17 protein-coding genes are annotated in these 18,900 nt (G+C 73.5%); 4 read left to right on the top strand and 13 right to left on the bottom strand.

Annotated features, from left to right (window positions below; translation table 11 throughout):
- The first annotated feature begins 34 nt into the window (after positions 1-34).
- Complete coding sequence (locus ACFYOV_RS06855) at positions 35-685, top strand: hypothetical protein (protein WP_389084108.1); 651 nt, start codon at positions 35-37, stop codon at positions 683-685.
- Between the two features lie 3 nt (positions 686-688).
- On the opposite strand, the gene ACFYOV_RS06850 is transcribed toward ACFYOV_RS06855, so the two are convergent.
- The gene (locus ACFYOV_RS06850) at positions 689-979 is read right to left on the bottom strand and encodes a hypothetical protein (RefSeq protein WP_389084105.1); all 291 of its coding nucleotides are present in this window, start codon (positions 977-979) and stop codon (positions 689-691) included.
- Between the two features lie 402 nt (positions 980-1,381).
- Positions 1,382-2,665, bottom strand: a complete 1,284-nt coding sequence (locus tag ACFYOV_RS06845; protein ID WP_389083673.1) for an adenylosuccinate synthase — start codon at positions 2,663-2,665, stop codon at positions 1,382-1,384.
- Positions 2,666-2,850: 185 nt separating this feature from the next.
- Here ACFYOV_RS06845 and ACFYOV_RS06840 point away from each other — a divergent pair, with 185 nt between their 5' ends.
- Positions 2,851-3,708 (top strand): diacylglycerol kinase family protein, encoded by an 858-nt coding sequence (locus ACFYOV_RS06840; protein WP_389083670.1) that lies wholly within the window; start codon positions 2,851-2,853, stop codon positions 3,706-3,708.
- A gap of 409 nt (positions 3,709-4,117) precedes the next feature.
- Here the strand turns inward: ACFYOV_RS06840 and ACFYOV_RS06835 are convergent, their stop codons facing one another.
- On the bottom strand, positions 4,118-4,636 hold the full coding sequence (locus ACFYOV_RS06835; protein ID WP_389083668.1) for a GbsR/MarR family transcriptional regulator: 519 nt from the start codon (positions 4,634-4,636) through the stop codon (positions 4,118-4,120).
- A gap of 104 nt (positions 4,637-4,740) precedes the next feature.
- On the opposite strand from ACFYOV_RS06835, the gene ACFYOV_RS06830 reads away from it, so the two are divergent.
- Together ACFYOV_RS06830 and ACFYOV_RS06825 are read left to right on the top strand one after the other, a co-directional pair.
- On the top strand, positions 4,741-5,661 hold the full coding sequence (locus ACFYOV_RS06830; RefSeq protein WP_389083665.1) for an ABC transporter ATP-binding protein: 921 nt from the start codon (positions 4,741-4,743) through the stop codon (positions 5,659-5,661).
- Positions 5,658-7,316 (top strand): ABC transporter permease, encoded by a 1,659-nt coding sequence (locus tag ACFYOV_RS06825; RefSeq protein WP_389083662.1) that lies wholly within the window; start codon positions 5,658-5,660, stop codon positions 7,314-7,316. Before ACFYOV_RS06830 ends, ACFYOV_RS06825 begins: the two co-directional genes overlap by 4 nt.
- Before the next feature lie 168 nt (positions 7,317-7,484).
- Here the strand turns inward: ACFYOV_RS06825 and ACFYOV_RS06820 are convergent, their stop codons facing one another.
- The 10 genes from ACFYOV_RS06820 to ACFYOV_RS06775 all read right to left on the bottom strand — a co-directional run bounded on the left by ACFYOV_RS06820 (position 7,485) and on the right by ACFYOV_RS06775 (position 18,768).
- Complete coding sequence (locus ACFYOV_RS06820) at positions 7,485-8,702, bottom strand: cytochrome P450 (RefSeq protein ID WP_389083660.1); 1,218 nt, start codon at positions 8,700-8,702, stop codon at positions 7,485-7,487.
- A 39-nt stretch (positions 8,703-8,741) separates the two neighbouring features.
- Complete coding sequence (locus ACFYOV_RS06815) at positions 8,742-9,407, bottom strand: response regulator (RefSeq protein WP_389083658.1); 666 nt, start codon at positions 9,405-9,407, stop codon at positions 8,742-8,744.
- Positions 9,404-10,759: a sensor histidine kinase gene (locus ACFYOV_RS06810; protein WP_389083656.1), complete on the bottom strand. Its 1,356-nt coding sequence runs from the start codon at positions 10,757-10,759 to the stop codon at positions 9,404-9,406. Before ACFYOV_RS06810 ends, ACFYOV_RS06815 begins: the two co-directional genes overlap by 4 nt.
- A 196-nt stretch (positions 10,760-10,955) precedes the next feature.
- A complete protein-coding gene (locus ACFYOV_RS06805) occupies positions 10,956-11,618 on the bottom strand; it encodes a response regulator (RefSeq protein WP_389083654.1) in 663 nt (220 codons plus the stop codon).
- Positions 11,615-12,946, bottom strand: coding sequence for a sensor histidine kinase (locus ACFYOV_RS06800; protein WP_389083652.1), 1,332 nt, complete (start codon positions 12,944-12,946; stop codon positions 11,615-11,617). The genes ACFYOV_RS06805 and ACFYOV_RS06800 overlap by 4 nt, the downstream gene beginning before the upstream one ends.
- A gap of 10 nt (positions 12,947-12,956) precedes the next feature.
- Complete coding sequence (locus tag ACFYOV_RS06795; RefSeq protein ID WP_389083650.1) at positions 12,957-14,195, bottom strand: acyltransferase; 1,239 nt, start codon at positions 14,193-14,195, stop codon at positions 12,957-12,959.
- Complete coding sequence (locus ACFYOV_RS06790; protein WP_389083648.1) at positions 14,188-15,291, bottom strand: alpha/beta hydrolase; 1,104 nt, start codon at positions 15,289-15,291, stop codon at positions 14,188-14,190. Before ACFYOV_RS06790 ends, ACFYOV_RS06795 begins: the two co-directional genes overlap by 8 nt.
- Positions 15,292-15,658: 367 nt before the next feature.
- A complete protein-coding gene (locus ACFYOV_RS06785) occupies positions 15,659-16,537 on the bottom strand; it encodes an alpha/beta hydrolase (protein WP_389083645.1) in 879 nt (292 codons plus the stop codon).
- A gap of 190 nt (positions 16,538-16,727) precedes the next feature.
- The gene (kynU, locus tag ACFYOV_RS06780) at positions 16,728-17,945 is read right to left on the bottom strand and encodes a kynureninase (protein WP_389083643.1); all 1,218 of its coding nucleotides are present in this window, start codon (positions 17,943-17,945) and stop codon (positions 16,728-16,730) included.
- Entirely contained in the window at positions 17,938-18,768 is an 831-nt protein-coding gene (locus ACFYOV_RS06775) for a tryptophan 2,3-dioxygenase family protein (RefSeq protein WP_389083640.1), read from the bottom strand. The genes kynU and ACFYOV_RS06775 overlap by 8 nt, the downstream gene beginning before the upstream one ends.
- Between the last annotated feature and the right edge of the window lie 132 nt (positions 18,769-18,900).

Below are 18,900 nucleotides of genomic sequence, written 5' to 3'. Positions count from 1 at the left end.
CGTGCTGACCACCGTGCTGTGTGAGGAGCCCTCTTTGGCCTGTGACCTGTGGCTGGTACCGCTCGTCGACGTGTTGTGCCACACGCCCGACAATCCGTTCGCCGAGGAACTCGCGCAGTACAACAGGGTGCTCGCCGAGGGCGGGCTGCCACCGGTGCCGGTGTACCAGTACATGCCGGGGCTGTCCGGCGAGGTCGCCCCGGTCGCCGGTTTCGACTACGACGCACTGCACTTCCTGCGCCGCGCCTACCTGCTCCAGGTGTGCGGCCTGCCGGTGACGCCGGTGGACGAACTCGGCGGCGACTACGAGCAGTTGCTGGAGATGTTCGAGTCGACGGCCCAGCAGTCCCACCTGGTGTGGCACTACGACCACGCCGGCGCCTACGTCCCGGTCGACTTCCCCCAGCCGCTCTCCAGCGAGGAACTCCTCGCGGGCGGTGGCCCCCTGGGCTCCTCGCACGCCCTGCTGCGGGAACTGGAATTCGTCGCACCGTCCCTCGGCATCGATCCGGCGAATCCCCCGACGGCGCCCGAACCCCCGCTCGGCCCCACCGACTTGGAGGAGCCGGCCGACCCGGCCCCGTACGACCCCAGCCCCTTCGCCCGCGAACGCCACGTGTGGCTGGGCCTGCACGCGGCGGCGACGCGGAGTCTGGCGCAAGGGTCGATGATCGTGTTCAGCTGAGGATCAGTGCAGCTGGGACAGCCCCTTCTGCACGTCCTCGAGATTCATCACCGGGGTGTACGTGATCTCGGCGCCGAGCTGCATGAAGAACGGCTCGCTGATCACCGGCATCTGCGAGCTGTCCTGCATGTCGAAGACCAGGTAAGCGGTGCGCTTGCCGTGCTCGGAGGTGAAGTAGGCCGCTTCGGGCTTCAGCTGCTCCACCGTTTCCTGGATCAGCTTCGGCATACCGCCTTCCTGAATGACCCGGTTCGCCTTTTCCGTGTCCATGGAGGCTTTGAGCAGTACGCGCATCGCACTCACCTTCTTCCGGTTCTTCCGGCCGATGCACGCGGCGTACGACCTCAGGCTATGCCCCTGGGTGAAGCCCGGCGACCGAGCCCGGCTTCGTGGCCACCGGTGCGGCGGGCAGCCCTGCTGTCCGGTGATCCCGTCGAGGACGCGGTAGGCGACGTACAGCCCGTACAGGGCGAGCAGCAGTCCGAGGAAGCGGGTCCATGCGGGCAGGGTGCGGCGCTCGTGGGTGTGCCACATGCGCCGCAGGCGTACGGCGGTGAAGAGGGCACCGAGCGCGGCCACGACGGACCAGGGGTCGCCTCCCCCGGGCGGGACGGCCGGCCGGGTTCACCGCGCCGGCCGTCCCCTCAAGCCCCGGGATCCCGGGTCCCCGGGTCCCCGGGTCCCGGGAAGGAGGGCTCAGAGGAACGAGTTGATCTCGATCGTCTCGTCGCGGCCCGGGCCCACGCCGATCGCGGAGATCGGGGCGCCGGACATCTCCTCCAGCGCCTTGACGTACGCCTGGGCGTTCTTCGGCAGTTCGGAGAAGCTCTTCGCCTTGCTGATGTCCTCGTTCCAGCCCGGCAGCATCTCGTAGACCGGCTTGGCGTGGTGGAAGTCCGACTGCGAGTAGGGCAGCTCCTCGACACGCTTGCCGTCGATCTCGTACGCCACGCAGACCGGGATCTGCTCCCAGCCGGTGAGGACGTCGAGCTTGGTGAGGAAGAAGTCGGTCAGGCCGTTCACGCGGGTCGCGTAGCGGGCGATGACCGCGTCGAACCAGCCGCAGCGCCGGTCGCGGCCGGTGGTGACGCCGCGCTCGCCGCCGATGCGCCGCAGCGCCTCGCCGTCCTCGTCGAACAGCTCGGTCGGGAACGGGCCGGCGCCGACGCGGGTCGTGTACGCCTTGAGGATGCCGATGACCCGGCTGATCTTCGTCGGACCCACGCCGGCGCCCGTGCAGGCGCCGCCCGCGGTCGGGTTGGACGAGGTGACGAAGGGGTACGTGCCGTGGTCGATGTCCAGCAGCGTGCCCTGGCCGCCCTCGAAGAGCACGACCTTGTCGTCCTCCAGGGCCTGGTTCAGGACCAGCACCGTGTCGGCCACGTACGGCGCGAGCTTGTCCGCGTAGTCCAGCAGCTCCTCGACCACCTGGTTCACGGCGATCGCGCGGCGGTTGTAGAGCTTGGTGAGGATCTGGTTCTTGACGTCGAGCGCCGCCTCCACCTTCTGGGTGAGGATCGACTCGTCGTACAGGTCCTGGACGCGGATGCCGACGCGGTTGATCTTGTCCGCGTAGGTCGGGCCGATGCCGCGGCCGGTGGTCCCGATCTTGCGCTTGCCGAGGAAGCGCTCGGTCACCTTGTCCACCGTCACGTTGTACGGCGTGATGATGTGCGCGTTTCCGCTGATCAGGAGCTTGGACGTGTCGACGCCGCGCTCATTCAGACCGCTCAGCTCGGAGAGCAGGACCGAGGGGTCGACGACGACTCCGTTGCCGATGACCGGCGTGCAGCCGGGGGACAGGATTCCGGAAGGGAGCAGGTGGAGGGCGTACTTCTGGTCGCCCACGACTACCGTATGGCCGGCGTTGTTGCCGCCCTGGTAGCGCACCACGTAGTCGACGGATCCACCGAGCAGGTCCGTCGCCTTTCCCTTGCCTTCGTCACCCCACTGAGCACCGAGCAGCACAAGTGCGGGCACGCGCGTACACCCCTTCCGGGCGGGGCATGTCCAGGGTCAGGGGCGCACACGGAGGATCTCCGCCGCGTGCACCGCGACCACCGTTGGCCGCCAACCGTCGGACCGGATGCCCCGGAATAGACGAAGCCCCTGGCGCAATAGCGCAAGGGGCTCTTGCACAAAGATGCTACCCGAGGAAGCGAGGCATGGCCGAGGTGGCGACTTCCGCGACGTCCGATCAGCTCCTGGTGGTCATCGATCCGGTCGCCCGACGCGGGGACGGTGAGTCCGTGCGCATCGCGAAAGACGTGCTCAGCGCGGGTGCGGCGACGAAGCTGTGCCTGCCGGACGGACCGGAGGAGTTCGCCCGCGCACTGGCCCGGCGCGGCTCGCGGCGGCCGGTGGTGGTCGGTGACGACCGGGCACTGGTGCGGGCGGTGGGGCTGCTGCACCGGCAGCGGGAGCTGGCCGGATGCGCGCTGTCGCTGGTCCCGGTGGGGGGTGCGCTGAGTCTCGCCCGGTCGCTGGGGGTGCCCACGGGGGCGGTGGCGGCGGCGCGGGCCGTGCTGGAGGGGACCGAGCGGCGGCTGGACCTGCTGGTGGACGACAGCGACGGGGTGGTGCTGGGCGCGCTGCGGATCCCGCCGGTGCCGACGGCGCCGCTGCGGGCCCCGGGACCGGCGGAGGTGGGGCACCCCTGGCTGCGGACCTGCCAGTCCCTGGTGCGCACGCTGGTGCCGGCCCGGCCGTCCCGCGTCGCCGCGGCCTCCGAGGCGGGCCCGGCACGGCTGCGGGTGGAGGTGGACGGGAGCACCCTCGTCGACCTGGACCTGCCGGTGGAGGCGGTGTCGGTGACGCCGGGCGCCCCGGGCACGGCCCTGGTGGAGGTCCGCCCGACGTCGGTGGGTGCGGAGGCGTCCCCGCTGCTCGCGGAGGGCCGTACGGTGACCGTCTCCGGCGCCCACTTCCGCTACCGCGCCGACGCCACGGTGTCGGGGCCGGTACGGACCCGGACGTGGACGGTCCAGGAGGCGGCGCTGGGACTGGTCCTGCCGGAGCGGTGAGCGTCCGGGCGCGTGTGCCGGGGGTGCGGCGGTCTTCGGAGGTTCGTGCACGGGGCCGTGCGCGGGGGCCCTGCTCGGGTCCCCTGCTCGGGTCCCCTGCTCGGGTCTCTGCTCGGGTTCGCCGGACCGCGCGAGGCGACCCTGCGCCGGACCGCGCAAGGCGACCGCGCGCCCGACCGCGCGGCAATCCAGGCACGGGGCACGGCCCGGAACTCCGCGCCCGGGACCGTGCCCGCAGCTCTGTACGCGGGACCTTGCTCGGAGTCCCAGCACAGGGCCGTCCGCAGAGCCCTGCACGCGACCGTCCCGGAGGTCCCTGCGCCGGACCGCGCGAGAAGTCCGCGCACCTGAACCGCGCGAGGCGACCGCGCCCGGGACCGCCCCCGCAGGTCCGTGCGCGCCGACGGCGTCAGGCGTCGGCCGACGTGCTCTCGGGCCTGCCGAAGGTCTTCTCCCGGTGGTCGCGCCAGCGCTGCATCAGGGCCTCGACCTCCTTCTCCATGAACTCGAAGAAGGCCAGCGTCTCCGCCAGGCGGCGCCCCGCCGGGGTGTCCGCGCCGAGGCTGACGACGCCCTCGCGCAGCGCGTCCTCCCACCGTCTGATGATCGCCTCGCGGTTGGTGACCGCCTCGTACCACTGGTCGCCGTGCACCCGGTACCGCTCCCGGCGGGACCCGGGCTCGCGCTCGCGGGAGACCATGTGCACCTGGGCCAGGTAGCGCACCGCACCGGAGACCGCGGCGGGCGAGATCCGCAGCCGCTCCCCCAGCTCGGCGGAGGTCAGGACGCCGGTGTCGGAGGCGAGCAGCGCCGCGAAGACACGGGCCGGCATCCGCGGCAGCCCCGCCTCCACCAGCTGCGCGGCGAAGTGCTCCACGAACCGGGAGACCGCCTCCGGGTCCCGGCCGGTCCCGGTCCTTTCCGCCATGCCCCGATCATCCTCCCTGCTCACACGCTTTCGGCCAGTCTAACCGGTCCTTTATGAAGTTCTATAACTTCACAAATTTCTGAAAGAAGCGTACGTTGCGGAGCATGACGAAGGCCATCACGGTGTCCGGGCTCCACAAGTCCTTCGGCCGGACACGCGCACTGGACGGGCTCGACCTGGACGTCGAGACCGGCGAGGTCCACGGTTTCCTCGGCCCGAACGGCTCGGGGAAGTCCACCACCATCCGCATCCTCCTCGGCCTCCTGCGCGGCGACGCGGGCAGCGCGCAGGTGCTCGGCCGCGACCCCTGGGCCGACGCGGTGGAGCTCCACCGCCGCATCGCGTACGTACCCGGAGACGTCGAGCTGTGGCCGGGCCTCACCGGCGGCGAGGCCATCGACCTGCTCGCACGGCTCCGCGGCGGCCTGGACGCACGGCGCCGCGCCGACCTGATCGAACGCTTCGACCTCGACCCGACCAAGAAGGGCCGCGCCTACTCCAAGGGAAACCGGCAGAAGGTCGCCATCGTCGCCGCGCTCGCGTCCGACGCCGAACTGCTGCTCCTCGACGAGCCGACGGCAGGCCTCGACCCGCTGATGGAGGTCGTCTTCCAGGACGTCATCCTCGAGGCCAAGGCGGCCGGGAAGACGGTGCTGCTCTCCAGCCACATCCTGGCCCAGGTCGAGAAGCTCGCCGACCGGGTGAGCATCATCCGCCTCGGCCGGACCGTCCAGTCCGGCAGCCTGAGCGAACTCCGGCACCTGACCCGCACCACGATCGAGGCCGAGACCGAACGCCCCGCCACCGGCCTGGACACCCTGCCCGGCGTCCACCACCTGCAGAGCGCCGACGGCAGGGTGCGCTTCGCCGTCGACGGCGGGCACGTCGACGGCGCGGTCCGCAGGCTCACCGAGTTCGGCATCCGCAGCCTGATCAGCCACCCGCCCACGCTGGAGGAGCTGATGCTCCGCCACTACGGCGACGAACTGGCCGCCAACGGTCACGTCGACGGAGACGTGCGATGAGCACCACGACCGCCACCCGGCCGACCGCACCCGCCGGACCGGCCACCGGCGGCGCCGCCCTGGCCGGGACCGGCACCCTCGTGCGCTTCGCACTGCGCCGGGACCGCGTCAGGATCCCGGTGTGGCTCCTCGCCCTGTTCCTCGGCACCGTCTCGACCGCCCGGAACTTCCAGACCCTGTACGCCGACGCCGAGGACCGGGCGAACGTCGTCGGCACCATGGACAGCCCCGCCGGACTCGCCATGTCCGGCCCGCGCCACTACCTCGACGACTACACCTTCGGCGCCATGCTGGGCCACCAGATGCTCGGCTTCACGGCCGTCCTCGTCGGCCTGATGAGCGTGCTGGTCGTCACCCGGCACACCCGCGCCGAGGAGGAGACCGGCCGCGCCGAACTGGTGCGCTCCACGGTCGTCGGCCGGCACGCCCACCTCGCCTCCGCCCTGACCGTCGCCCTCCTCGCCAACCTCGTCCTCGCGCTCCTGCTCGCCACCGGACTGGCCGGGCCTGGCATCGACGGCATCGACGCCTCCGGTTCCCTGCTGTACGGCGCGGCCCACGCCGCCGCCGGGATCGTCTTCGCCGCCGTGGCCGCGGTGACCGTGCAGCTCACGGGGCACACGCGCGGCGCGAGCGGCACGGCCCTGGCGGTCATCGGCATCGCCTACGTGCTGCGCGCCGCGGGCGACGCCGGCGAGAACGGCGTCCTGTCCTGGCTGTCCCCGATCGGCTGGGTGCAGCGGACGTACGTCTACGTGGACGACGACTGGTGGCCGCTGCTGCTGTGCCTCGCGTGCGCCGCGGCCTGCGCGACGGCCGGGTTCGTGCTGTCGACGAGGCGGGACGTGGGCGCGGGGCTGCGCCCGGAGAAGCTGGGCCGCCCGGTCGCCTCCGACGCGCTCGCCACCCCGCTCGGCTTCGCGCTGCGGCTGCACCGGGGCACGCTCGTCGGCTTCGGCACGGGCCTGTTCCTGATGGGGGCGATGTACGGGTCGATCCTCGGGGACGCCGAGGACATGCTGAAGGACATCGACCAGCTCCAGGAGGTCCTGGACCGCATCGGCGGGGCGAGCGTCGCCGAGTCGTTCGCCTCGATGGTCATGGTGGTGATCACGGCCGTCGCCGCGGTGTACGTGGTGATGGCGGCCCTGCGGCCCCGCGCCGAGGAGACCGCGGGCCGTGCCGAGCCGCTGCTGGCCACCGGGCTCTCCCGAGGTCGCTGGGTCGGCGCCCACCTCGCCGTCGCGGCGGTCGGCGGCACGCTCGTCCTGCTGCTGGCCGGGCTCGGCTTCGGCATCTCCGGCGCGGCCTCGACCGGCGACGCCGGTCTGGTGGCGGAGCTGACGGGCGCGTCCCTCGCCTACGCACCGGCGCTGTGGGTCACCGTGGGCGTGGCGGCGGTGCTGTTCGGCTGGTTCCCGAGGGCGAGCGCCGCCGCCTGGATCGTGCCGGTGTACGCCTTCGTCGTCGGCTACCTCGGGCAGCTGCTCCGGTTCCCGGACTGGATGAACAACCTGTCCCCCTTCGGCCACGTCCCCCGGCTCCCCGCGGCGGAGCTGTCCTGGACGCCGCTGCTGCTGCTCACCCTGGTCGCGGCCGGCCTGGTGCGGCTGGGCCTGGCGGGGTTCCGGAGGCGGGACCTGGAGACGAAGTAGGGCACCGCGGAGCGCTGTTCGCCGGTCGCCGCCCCGGCCGCCGCGTCCACGCCCCGGCGAACGGCCGGCCGCCCGTGCGGCACGACGGCACGCGCGCCGGGGTCGCCGTCAAGCGCGGCACCTGCGTGCTGTCGTGGACGGGCACGGGATCCGGTCCGGCACGGGCGCCTAGAGCTCGACCTCCAGGCCCTCCAGGCCCCGGATCACGAAGTTCGGCTTGCGCTCCGGCTCCGCGGCGAGCCGGAGCGTGGGCGCCTTCTCCAGCAGTGCCCTCATCGACGCCGCCAGTTCGATGCGGGCCAGCGGGGCACCGATGCAGTAGTGGATGCCGGCGCTGAAGGAGATGTGCGGGTTGTCCGCGCGGGCCAGGTCCAGCCGCTCCGGGTCGGTGAAGACGGCCGGGTCGTGGTTGGCGGAACCGAAGAGCATGGCGATCTCCGCGCCCCTCGGGAGGACGGTGCCGGCGATCTCGATCTCGTCCAGCACCCACCGTTCGAAGAGCTGCAGCGGGGTGTCGTAGCGCATCAGCTCCTCGATCGCGGACGGGACGAGGGAGTGGTCCGCGCGCAGCTCGGCCAGCCGGCCGGGGTTGCGGAACAGCGCCCACCAGCCGTTGACCGTGGAGTTCACGGTGGCCTCGTGGCCCGCGTTGAGCAGCAGCACGCAGGTCGAGATCATCTCCTGCTCGGTGAGCCGGTCCCCCTCGTCGTGCGCCGCGATCAGACCGGAAATCAGGTCGTCGCCAGGCTCCTTGCGGCGGGCCGCGATCAGCTCACGCAGGTAGTCGGAGAACTCCACCGACGCCCGCACCGCCCTGGCCGCCGCGTCCCCGGACGGGTTCAGCTCGTACATCCCGCAGATGTCCGCCGACCAGGGCCGCAGCGGCGCCCGGTCCGACTCCGGGATGCCCAGCATCTCCGCGATCACCGCGACCGGCAGCGGCTCGGCGACATCGGTCAACAGGTCCCCGCCGCCCGCGTGGACCAGCGTGGCGACGAGATCGCCGGCCAGTGCCTCCACGTACGGCTTCAGCCGCTCCACCGTGCGCGGGGTGAACGCCTTCGACACCAGGCGCCGGATGCGGGTGTGGTCCGGCGGCTCCAGGTCCAGCATCCCGTGGTCGTTGAGGGTGTGGAACGGCTCGTGCTCCGGCGGGGGCGGCGTCCGGCCGAACTCCTCGTGGGTGAAGCGGTGCTGGTACGTCCGCCCCAGGCGCCGGTCCCGCAGCAGCGCCGAGACGTCCGCGTGGTGCGGCACCAGCCACTGGTCGGTCGGCTCGAAGTACAGCACCCGCCCCCGCGCCCGCAGCTCGGCGTAGGCGGGGTAGGGGTCGGCGACGAACGCCGGGTCCCAGGGGTCGAACGCGAGGTCGGGAAGGGCTGCCATGAACGGACGGTAGCCCGGCACCCGGCCCACTGACCAGGGTCAGCCCGGTGTCACCAGGCGGGCCTCGTAGGCGAAGACCGCCGCCTGGGTGCGGTCGCGCAGGCCCAGTTTCACCAGGATGCGGCTGACGTGCGTCTTGATCGTCGACTCGGCGACCACCAGCCGCCCGGCGATCTCCGCGTTCGACAGGCCCTGCGCGATCAGCACCAGCACCTCCGTCTCCCGCTCGGTCAGCTCGCCGTACGCCCCCTGCGCGGGCGTCATCGGGCGCGGGCCCTCGGACAGCTTGGAGAACTCGTTGATCAGACGCCGGGTCACCGACGGGGCGAGCAGCGCCTCGCCGGACGCGACGATCCGCACCCCGTCGGCGAGCTGACGGGCCGAGGCGTCCTTGAGGAGGAAGCCGGAGGCGCCCGCGCGCAGTGCCTGGTAGACGTACTCGTCGAGGTCGAAGGTGGTCAGCACCAGCACCTTCGCGTCGCCGTCGGCGGCGACGATCTCCCGGGTCGCCTCGATGCCGTTCAGCTCCGGCATGCGGATGTCCATCAGGACGACGTCGGGGGCGAGCTCGCGCACCCGCTCCACCGCCTCCCGGCCGTTGACGGCCTCGCCGACGACCTCGATGTCCGGCATCGCGTTCAGCAGGACGGAGAAGCCCTCGCGCACCATCATCTGGTCGTCCGCGATCAGGACGCGGATCGTCATGCCCCCGCCTCGTTCCCGTCGTCCACCGCGGCGACCGGCAGGAACACCGCGACCTCGTAGCCGCCGTCGCCGGTCGGGCCCGCCGTCATCTCGCCGCCCAGCATGGCGACCCGCTCGCGCATGCCGGTGATGCCGTGCCCGGCCCCCGGGGAGGGCTTCACCAGGCTCGGCTCGGGTGCCGGGCCGTTGACCACGCGCAGGCCCAAGCCGCCGAGGACGTACCCGATCTCCACGCGAGCACCCGCCCCGGGCGCGTGCCGCAGGCTGTTGCTCAGCGCCTCCTGCACGATCCGGTACGCCGACAGCTCCACGCCCTGCGGCAGTTCGCGCACCGCGCCGGTCACCGCCTTCTCCACGTCGAGACCGGCGTCGCGCACATTGGCGAGCAGCGCGTCCAGGTCGGCGAGGGTGGGCTGCGGGGCGTCGGGGGCCTCGTAGTCCTCGGCACGGACCACGCCGAGGACCCGGCGCAGCTCGGTGAGGGCGGCCACCGCGTTCTCGCGGATCGTGGCGAAGGCCCGCTCCAGCTCCGGCGGCGGGTTCTCCACCCGGTAGGGCGCCGCCTCCGCCTGGATGGCGACGACCGACATGTGGTGGGCCACCACGTCGTGCAGTTCGCGGGCGATGGTGGTGCGCTCCTCCAGCAGCGTGCGCCGGGAGCGTTCGTGCGCGGTGACCGTCTGCTGGGCGGTCACCTCCTGCTCGGCCTCGCGGCGGATGTGCCCGACGGAGATCGCGAGCAGGGCGAGGGCCGAAACGACCATCAGCGGCGCGGTGTTGGTGTAGTAGTGGCCGCTGCCGAAGAAGGTCTCCGCGAGGAAGCCGTAACCGGCGGTCAGCACCCACATCCAAGCGGCCGTGCGCGGCCGGGTGCGTATCGCCACGACGACCAGCACCGTCAGATGGCAGATGAACGCGCCCGGCAGCCAGGGCCAGTCGCCCCAGCTGCTGCCGAGCACCGCCACCACCGGGGTGGCCGCCATCGACAGCCAGAAGGCACCGACCGGCCGGACCAGCGTGGCCAGCACCGGCACCGCGCACACCAGACCGGTCAGCAGCGCCACCGGGCCGTCGTAGCCGGTGCTGGCCACCGAGCCGCCCCACAGGGCGAACAGCGCGGCCACCGCCACCAGCGCGTGCGGGGCGTACCGCGCGCGATCCCCGAGCCGGCGGGTGAGGGGACCGTCCAGGGCCATGGGCGGCAGCGGGCGATAGGCGAACGCGTCGTGGAACAGGTCCTGCCGCAGTCCGCGCAGGGCGTCCTGGGCCAGCCGGTACTCCGGGCTGCGGCGCTTGGCGCCGCCCGCGGCCGGCCCCGGGGCCGCGGGGGTGGTGTGCGTCGTGTCGGTCACGCTCACACCGTAGGACCCCCGCACGGTCGCGGTCGTCCCCGGTGAGAAGGGTTCCCGGGCGTCCGTCTCAGGTACTACGCGCGCCCAGGTACCACGCGCGGGGGTGCCGGCGTGGCTCCGCGTGGTCGGTGGTCGGCCCTGCCCGCGTCGGCGGTACCCGCGACATCAGTTGCCCCCGTGGTCGGTACCCGCGTCGTCAGTACCCCGACGGGCGCACCAGCCCCGACTCGTACGCGAACACCGCCGCCTGTGTCCGGTCGCGCAGGCCCAGCTTCACCAGGATGCGGCCCACGTGCGTCTTCACCGTCTGCTCGGCCACCACCAGCCGCAGCGCCATCTCGGCGTTCGACAGGCCCTGCGCGATCAGCGTCAACACCTCCGTCTCGCGCTCGGTCAGCTCGCCGACGCGCTGCCGGAGCGGGCCGCGGGGGCGGGCGTCCAGGCGGGAGAACTCGGTGATCAGCCGGCGGGTGATGCCCGGCGCGAGCAGCGCGTCCCCGGCCGCCACCACCCTTACCGCGTCGGCCAGTTGATCCGCCGACGCGTCCTTCAGCAGGAACCCGGAGGCACCGGACCGCAGTGCCTCGTACACGTACTCGTCGAGGTCGAAGGTGGTCAGCACCAGCACCCTGGTGTGCGGGGTGGTGGCGGTGATGCGGGCGGTGGCCTCGATGCCGCCGAGTTCGGGCATGCGGATGTCCATCAGCACGACGTCCGGGGCGAGTTCGGCGACCTGTGCGATGGCGTCCAGCCCGTCCACCGCCTGGCCGACCACCTCGATGTCGGGCTGCGTGTCGAGCAGCACGGTGAAGCCCTGCCGGACCATCTGCTGGTCGTCGGCGACGAGTACGCGGATCATGCGGTGCCGTCCTTGGGAGGGTGAGCCGGTTCTGCGGGGCCGCTGCGGGGCGCGGCCGGGAGGTGGGCGGAGACCTTGAAGCCCCTGTCGGACCAGGGATGGGCGGTCAGTCTGCCGCCGAGCATCGCGGCCCGTTCGCGCATGCCGAGCAGCCCGTGCCCGGCGCCGGAGGACGGCGGCGCCTCGCGGGTCGGGCCGGTGTTGACGACCTCGATCCGCAGCCCGTCCGGGTCGTAGGCGAGGGCGACGCGGGCGGTGGCGCCGGGGGCGTGGCGCAGCACGTTGCTCAGCGCCTCCTGCACGATGCGGTACGCCGACAGCTCCACGCCGGGCGGCAGCGGCCGCCGCTCACCGGTGATCTCGGTGGTCACGCTCAGTCCCGCGGCCCGGGTGTTCTCCACCAGCGCCTCCAGCCGGTCCAGGGTGGGCTGCGGGGCGTGCCGGGCGGTGCCCGGACCGGCGTCGGCCTCCTGCCCGCCGGGGTGTTCGGAGCGCAGCACGTCCAGCACGCGGCGCAGTTCCGTCAGCGCCTCCACGGCGTTCTGGCGGATCCCGGCGAGATTCTCCTTCAGCTCCTCGGAGGGGTGGGGGACGAGGTGCGGGGCGACCTGGGCCTGGATGGAGATCACCGACATGTGGTGCGCCACCACATCGTGCAACTCCCTTGCGATGCGGCTGCGTTCCTCCAGCAGGGTGCGCCGGGCCCGTTCCTCGGCAGTGAGCGTGGTCTGCTCCACCAGCTCGGCGCGGGCCTCCCGGCGGCCGCGCAGGGCGGTGCCGAGGACGACGACCACGGCGGCCAGGGTGACGAGGACCTGCCCGGTGGGCTGGTAGTCCGGCGCGCCCACCAGGCCCTGGACGACATAGGTGACCAGCGCGGTCAGCGCCAGCGCCGCCACCGACACCCGGGTGCGGACCCTGAGGGCGAGCAGCAGCAGAACGAACAGGTGCCCGACGACCCCGGACGAGGTCCAGGGCCAGGTGAACTTGTAGTCGTCGACCACCATTCGTTCCCGTACGGCCATCGCTCCGACCAGCATGGCCGCCATCGACAGCCACCACGCCGGGATCGGCCGACGCAGCGCGAGCACCATCGCGCCGCTCTGGGCGAAGGCGACGAGGAAGGCGAGCTCGAAGGGAAGCCTGCCGTGGTCCCGGAGCTGCGGCAGGTCGCCGATGAACGCCCCGAACGCGGCCAGGCAGACGATCCCGTGCGGCAGCCGGCGCAGCCACAGCGACGGGGGCAGCGGGTCCGGACGGACCGTCCACAGGTCGTCCCGCAGCACCCGCAGCCACCGCAGGACCGTCTCAACCCCCGTGTGCGCCACGGAGTTCAGCCTAGACACGCGGTACACCGTTCGCCGATTCCGTGGTCGGGGGCCGGTGGTGGCGGACCACCCGGGACCGTTCGCGCCGTCCTCCGCGCCGCCCCCCGTGCCGCCCTCGGCCGCGCTCCCGGGACCGGAAGGCGGACCAGCACAGCGCCAGGGCGAGGGTGAGCACCGGGAGCCAGGCGAGGCGGGCGGCGACCCAGACGAGGTCGTCGGGGACGGTGTGCAGGCCGGGCAGACGCCGGCCGGTGAGCAGTCCAGTGGCGGTGGTCGCCATCAGGGCGGTCTGGTGCCAGAGGAAGACGGTCATCGCGGAGAGGTTCACGAGCGCCACCGCCGCCCACGCGACCGGCCGGCGCATCGCGCCCCGCAGCCGGTCGCGCAGCAGCAGGGCGAGTCCGCACTGGGCGAGTCCGAAGGTGACGGCGGCCAGGGTGGGCGGATCGAGGTTGGAGACCGGGGCGCCCGGGACGCCGACCATCGACGCCGGATAGCCGGCCCACGCGACGAGCGCGGCCGTGGCGGCCGTACCGCCCACGAGCAGGATCCACCCCGAGCGGCGCCGCTCCAGCTCACCCCGGGCCCAGGCGGCGCCCAGGGTGTAGGGGACCAGCCAGCCGGCGGCGAGGTTGGTCCAGCCGAGCCACGAGGGGGCGCCGAGGCCGAAGCGCAGCAGGTCCACGTGGAGGACGACCGCGAGCGGCCAGAGCGGGTGGAGTCGGGTCAGCAGCGGGGTCGCGGCCGTGAGGACCGCGAACACCAGCAGGAACCACAGGGGGGACAGGGCCAGCTTGACCAGCGCCCGGGTGGTCGTGAGGTCGGCCCCGGACAGCAGCAGCGCGACGGTGACCGCCGCCCACAGGGTGAGGACGGCGGCGACCGGCCCGAACAGCCGGGCCAGCCGGCCGCGCAGCCAGCGGTGGTACGGGACGCCACGGGCGCGGGCGAGGGCGTACCCGCGGGTCGCCACATGGCCGCCGACCAGGAAGAACACGGCGAGGGTCTGGAACACCCAGGAGACGGGGGCGAGCCACGGCAGGTGCTGGAGGGGGCTCGCGGTGTGCAGGGTGCGGCCGTCCTTGACCAGGGCGGTGACCAGCCAGTGACCGAGGACCACACCGAGGATGGCGCCGGCGCGCAGGGCGTCCACGGTGCGGTCGCGGTGGGCGGGGGTGGCGGCGTCGACGCGGGCGGCCGCGTGACGCACCGCGGCGCGCAGGCGCCTTGGGGTCGTGGAGTCAGTCATGGCTCACCGCCCCGGTCTCGCCCAGGACGATCCGGGCCAGGTTGGTCAGGGACGTGGAGCCGGGGGCGAAGTAGTCGCTGTGGCCGCCGTCGCCGGCCGCGAAGACCCGGGCGCCGAAGGCCGGGGACACGGGGTCGGTGCCGAAGCCGACGGTGGTGCCGAAGAGGTCGGCGCCGAGGTGAGGGACGTGCTCCACCCAGTCGTCGGCGCCCCGGGCGGCCCAGATCCGGGCGCGGGTGCCCAGCTCGGCGGCGGTTCCGGCGCCGGTTCCGGGGCTGCCGAGGAGGACGATGTCGTCGGCGCCGAGGCCGGGGGCGGCGCGTCCGCAGACGACGGAGCCGTAGGAGTGGCAGAGCAGGGAGATGCGCGACCGCGGTCCGGCGACGGCCCGGACATCGTCCGTCAGCGCGCGCAGTCCGGGTGCCGCGCGGTCGGCCCGGTCGGTGGTGGCGACCGTGGTGCTGACCGTGCCCGGCGTCTCGTAGCCGAGCCAGGCGACGACGGCGGTGCGGGTTTCGGCGGGTGCCTCCCGGGTGAGCCGTTCGTGCAGGGCGAGGGCGGCGGCGCGGAACCGGCCGTAGGTGTCGAGCCCGGCGTCGGAACCGGGGACCAGGACGGCGACGCGGTCGGCGCCGGCGAGTTCGCCCAGCACCTCGGTGACCAGCCCGTTCCCCCGCCCGTCGAAGGCCAGCAGGTGCCGCTCCGGCCGCGCCAGCGCCCGGTCGGCCGCCGCCCGCCCCCGGTCACCGTGCCGCTCCGCCATCCGGGCCGCCTCCCGGGCGTTGGCCCGGTGCGCCGCGTAGGTCTCGTCGAGGGTGGCCGCGGTCGGCGGGGCGAGGACGGCGGGCGGCGGTGCTGGGGTACGGGGCTGGACGGCACCGGCCAGGGGCACCACGACGGCGGCACCGACCAGCACGGCGAGCACGGCCCGGACCGGCCCGGGGAGACGCCGCCTCCGCGTCGGACGCCCGCCGGGGAGTGCGAGCGGGCTCGCCACGCCCCCGCCGACGGGGACGGCCGGCGCCACCGTGCGCTCGCCGGCGGACACGACCGCCGCAACGGCGCCCCCGCCGACGGGCACCTCCGGTGCGGTCACACGAACGCCACCGCCCACCAGGCCCTCACCACCCGGACCCGCCGGACCCCCACCGCCCGGACCCGCCAGGCCCTCACCACCCGGCGTCACCCACTGCGCGCCGGCCGTCGGCGATGTGTCGGCCGGCCTCGGCGTGCCCCCGGCGGCCCCGGCCGACCGCGTGCCGTGCGGCAGCCGTCGGCGCGGCCCCAGCCTCGGCGTCATCTCCGCCCCTCCCCCGTACGCCCGCCCATCGGGCCTGTCGAGAAGGGAAGTTACGGAGCGTGGGGGGTAGCCCGCGTCACGCCGCGGGACTCACCTGCGAGGTAGTCCTCAGGTACTACGGGTATGACCGGGTCGCGCGCGGCGAACGTGTCGACTCGCTTGCTCACCAGGCGAGTTGGGCGATCTCCTCGGCCACCACCGCGCAGGCGTCCGCCGCCGGATCGATGAGCGGGAAGTGCCCGACGTCCTCCAGCAGCGTCAGCCCCACCACCTCGCCCGCCTTCGCCGCCGCGTCCGCGTACGCCTCGGCGACCGCCTGCGGGACGTCGATGTCGGCGCGGCCCTGGACGAGCGTGGTGGCGATACCGGTCGGCAGCAGCAGCGCGGGGTCGGCGCAGGGCTGCCGCTCGGCGAACGCCTCGTCCCCGCCGAGCAGTTGCCGCACGGCACCCCCGCACACGTCCAGCTTGTCGGCCACCGCGAAGTCCGCGATCGGGGCCAGCGCGACCACCCCCCGCAGCGGCGCGGGACCGTCCGTGTGCCAGGCCGCGTCCGCCGGGAGGAGGTGCCGGGCGGCACCCCACAGCGCGAGGTGGCCGCCGGCGGAGTGCCCGGTGACCACGACGCGGCGCGCGTCCGCCTGCGGAAGGTGCCGACGGGCCAGCGCCGGCAGGGCGTCCAGCGCAGCGGCGACGTCGTCGAAGGTCTCGGGCCAGCGCCCCGCGACCGGATCCCGGCCGCCCGTGCGCACCGCACCGCGCCGGTACTCGACGTTCGCCACGGCGAAGCCCCTGCGGGCCAGGAATCCGGCGAACGGACTGGTGTGGCGCCGGTCGTAGGGGGCGCGCCAGGCACCGCCGTGCAGCACGACGATCACGGGCGCGGGTCCGCCGGGGCCCGCCGGGCCGCGCGGCGCGTAGAAGTCGATCACCTGGTCGGGATGGTCGCCGTAGGACGCGGTGGCGTCGGGTTCGACGGGCGGGTGGGAGAAGGCCGACTCCTCCTCGGCGGCTGCCCGGGCTGCGGCGACGTCGTCCGGCATGCTCCAACCTCTCAGCGATGAAACGTAGTTCGGCGAACCAGAGGAATGCGGTGCCGTTGGCCGGGACGGTATCAGGCGGGAGACGGGCGCCGACATGGGGATGTCACGCTCGGTGAGGGGACGGCGGGCGCACCGGTTCCGGTGCGCCCGCCGAGCCGCCCCGCGCCCGTGCCGTCCCGGAAACACCGGGTCAGGCGCCGCCCGCTCCCGGGGTCCCGCCCAGCACCTCCGCCAGCGCCCGCGCCGCCCGCTCCACGTCCGCGAACCCGACGTACAGCGGCGTGAAGCCGAAACGGAGGACGTCCGGGTGGCGGAAGTCGCCGACCACCCCGCGCTCGATCAGCCGCGTCATCACCGCACCGGCGTCCTCGCAGCGCAGGGCGATCTGGCTGCCCCGCTCCGCGTGCGCCCGCGGCGTCAGGCACTCGACCCGGCCCTCCGGAACGTACGCCTCCACGCACTCCAGGAAGAAGTCCGTCAGCGCGAGGGACTTGGCCCGCACCGCGTCGACCGGGACGCCGTCCCAGACCTCCAGCGCCGCCTCCAGCGCGAGCATGGACAGGATGTCCGGGGTGCCGACCCGCCCGCGCAGCGCGCCCGGCGCCGGTTGATAGTCCGGACGCATCCCGAAGGGCTCCACGTGGGAGTTCCAGCCGGGCAGCGGGGAGTCGAACCGGTCCTGGAGACCGGCGCGTACATAGAGGTACGCCGGTGAACCGGGGCCGCCGTTGAGGTACTTGTAGGTGCAGCCGACCGCCAGGTCCACCCCGTGCTCGTCCAGGTCCACCGGCAGCGCGCCCGCGCTGTGGCACAGGTCCCAGACGGCGTACGCGCCCGCCGCGTGCACGGCGGCCGTGAGCGACGGCAGGTCGTGCAGCCGGCCGGTGCGGTAGTCGACGTGGTTGAGCAGCACCGCGGCCGTGCGTTCGCCCAGCGCGCCCGGCACCTGGGCCGGGGGTACCGGTCGCAGCGCGCAGTCCGTCATCCGGGCCGCCGACTCGGCGATGTAGCCGTCCGTGGGGAAGGTGGTCGCGTCGACCACGATCTCGTCCCGCCCGGGGTCCGCAAGCCGCGCCAGGCGCACCGCGCCGACCAGTGCCTTGAACACGTTGACGCTGGTCGAGTCGCCGACCACGATCTGCCCGGCCGCCGCGCCGACCAGCGGGGCGATCAGGTCGCCGATCCGCTCCGGCGCCGTCCACCAGCCTCCTTCCGTCCAGGAGCGGATGCGCAGTTCGCCCCACTGGCGGCGCACCACGTCCTCGACCCGGCCGGGAACCGCGGCGGGCAGCGCGCCCAGCGAGTTGCCGTCGAGGTACACCACCTCGTCCAGCACGAACTCGGTGCGCTTGGCGGCCAGTTCGTCGGCCCCGTCCAGCTTCTCCGCCTTCGACGCGAGCTCAGACATAGGACCGCGCCGTCCACAGCTCGGGGAACACGCTCTTCCGGGCCCGCTTCTCCAGCCAGGCCACGCCGGCGGAGCCGCCCGTGCCGGCCTTGGCGCCCATCGCGCGGCGGGTGGCGACCAGGTGGTCGTTGCGCCAGCGCCACACCAGCTCGGCCACGTCGGTCAGCACCTCGCCCAACCGGGAGACCTCGTCCTGGGCGTCACCCGAGTAGACGGCCGTCCAGGCCGCCTCCACCTCCGGCGACGGCTCGTACCGCTGCGACACGTCACGGCGCAGCACCGCTTCCGGGACGGCGTACCCGCGCCGCGCCAGCAGCCGCAGCACCTCGTCGTACAGGCTCGGCTCGTGCAGTGCCTTCTCCAGCTCGGCGTGGACGCGCGGCGCGCCCCGGTGCGGGACCAGCATGGACGCGGACTTGTCACCGAGCAGGAACTCCAGGCGCCGGTACATCGCCGACTGGAAGCCGGACCCCTCGCCGAGGGCGCCGCGGTAGGCGTTGAACTGGGCGGGGGTGAGCCGGGCCAACGGCTTCCAGGAGGCGTTGAGCGCCTCCAGTTCCCGCACCGACCGCTGCAGCGCCTCGATCGCGGTGGGCACGTCGTCGCTCCGCAGTGCCGTCGCCGCCGTCTCCCACTCGTGCACGATGACGGTGAACCACAGCTCCATCACCTGGGTCGTGACCAGGAAGACCATCTCTCCGGGATCGTCGGAGAGGGTGTGCTGGAGGTGGGTGAGGACGTCGGCCTTGACGTAGTCCTCGTACGGGGTCGTGCCCTGGAAGTCGAGATGCGGGGTCTCCGGCTCGTGGGCCTGGTGGGACATCGCTGTCTCCTGCTATGTACTCCGGGTAGCGGTCCGCCCCTGCCGTTACCGGCACGGGGGCCCCGGTCCCCACGGTGCATCCTCCGCAATGGTCCCCCACCACCGCAAGGCCCGCCTGCTCACAGGCGGGCC

The sequence above is a fragment of the Streptomyces sp. NPDC005931 genome, from assembly GCF_042871235.1.
Classification (GTDB): domain Bacteria; phylum Actinomycetota; class Actinomycetes; order Streptomycetales; family Streptomycetaceae; genus Streptomyces.
This window is presented reverse-complemented; position numbering and strand designations above follow the sequence as displayed.

Bases quoted from the DNA above. Each gene is read 5' to 3' on its own strand.
- ACFYOV_RS06850 (WP_389084105.1), bottom strand. From the start codon at position 979: ATGCGCGTACTGCTCAAAGCCTCCATGGACACGGAAAAGGCGAACCGG.
- ACFYOV_RS06840 (WP_389083670.1), top strand. From the start codon at position 2,851: ATGGCCGAGGTGGCGACTTCCGCGACGTCCGATCAGCTCCTGGTGGTC.
- ACFYOV_RS06835 (WP_389083668.1), bottom strand. From the start codon at position 4,636: ATGGCGGAAAGGACCGGGACCGGCCGGGACCCGGAGGCGGTCTCCCGG.
- ACFYOV_RS06830 (WP_389083665.1), top strand. From the start codon at position 4,741: ATGACGAAGGCCATCACGGTGTCCGGGCTCCACAAGTCCTTCGGCCGG.
- ACFYOV_RS06825 (WP_389083662.1), top strand. From the start codon at position 5,658: ATGAGCACCACGACCGCCACCCGGCCGACCGCACCCGCCGGACCGGCC.
- ACFYOV_RS06820 (WP_389083660.1), bottom strand. From the start codon at position 8,702: ATGGCAGCCCTTCCCGACCTCGCGTTCGACCCCTGGGACCCGGCGTTC.
- ACFYOV_RS06815 (WP_389083658.1), bottom strand. From the start codon at position 9,407: ATGACGATCCGCGTCCTGATCGCGGACGACCAGATGATGGTGCGCGAG.
- ACFYOV_RS06805 (WP_389083654.1), bottom strand. From the start codon at position 11,618: ATGATCCGCGTACTCGTCGCCGACGACCAGCAGATGGTCCGGCAGGGC.
- ACFYOV_RS06795 (WP_389083650.1), bottom strand. From the start codon at position 14,195: ATGACTGACTCCACGACCCCAAGGCGCCTGCGCGCCGCGGTGCGTCAC.
- ACFYOV_RS06785 (WP_389083645.1), bottom strand. From the start codon at position 16,537: ATGCCGGACGACGTCGCCGCAGCCCGGGCAGCCGCCGAGGAGGAGTCG.
- kynU (WP_389083643.1), bottom strand. From the start codon at position 17,945: ATGTCTGAGCTCGCGTCGAAGGCGGAGAAGCTGGACGGGGCCGACGAA.
- ACFYOV_RS06775 (WP_389083640.1), bottom strand. From the start codon at position 18,768: ATGTCCCACCAGGCCCACGAGCCGGAGACCCCGCATCTCGACTTCCAG.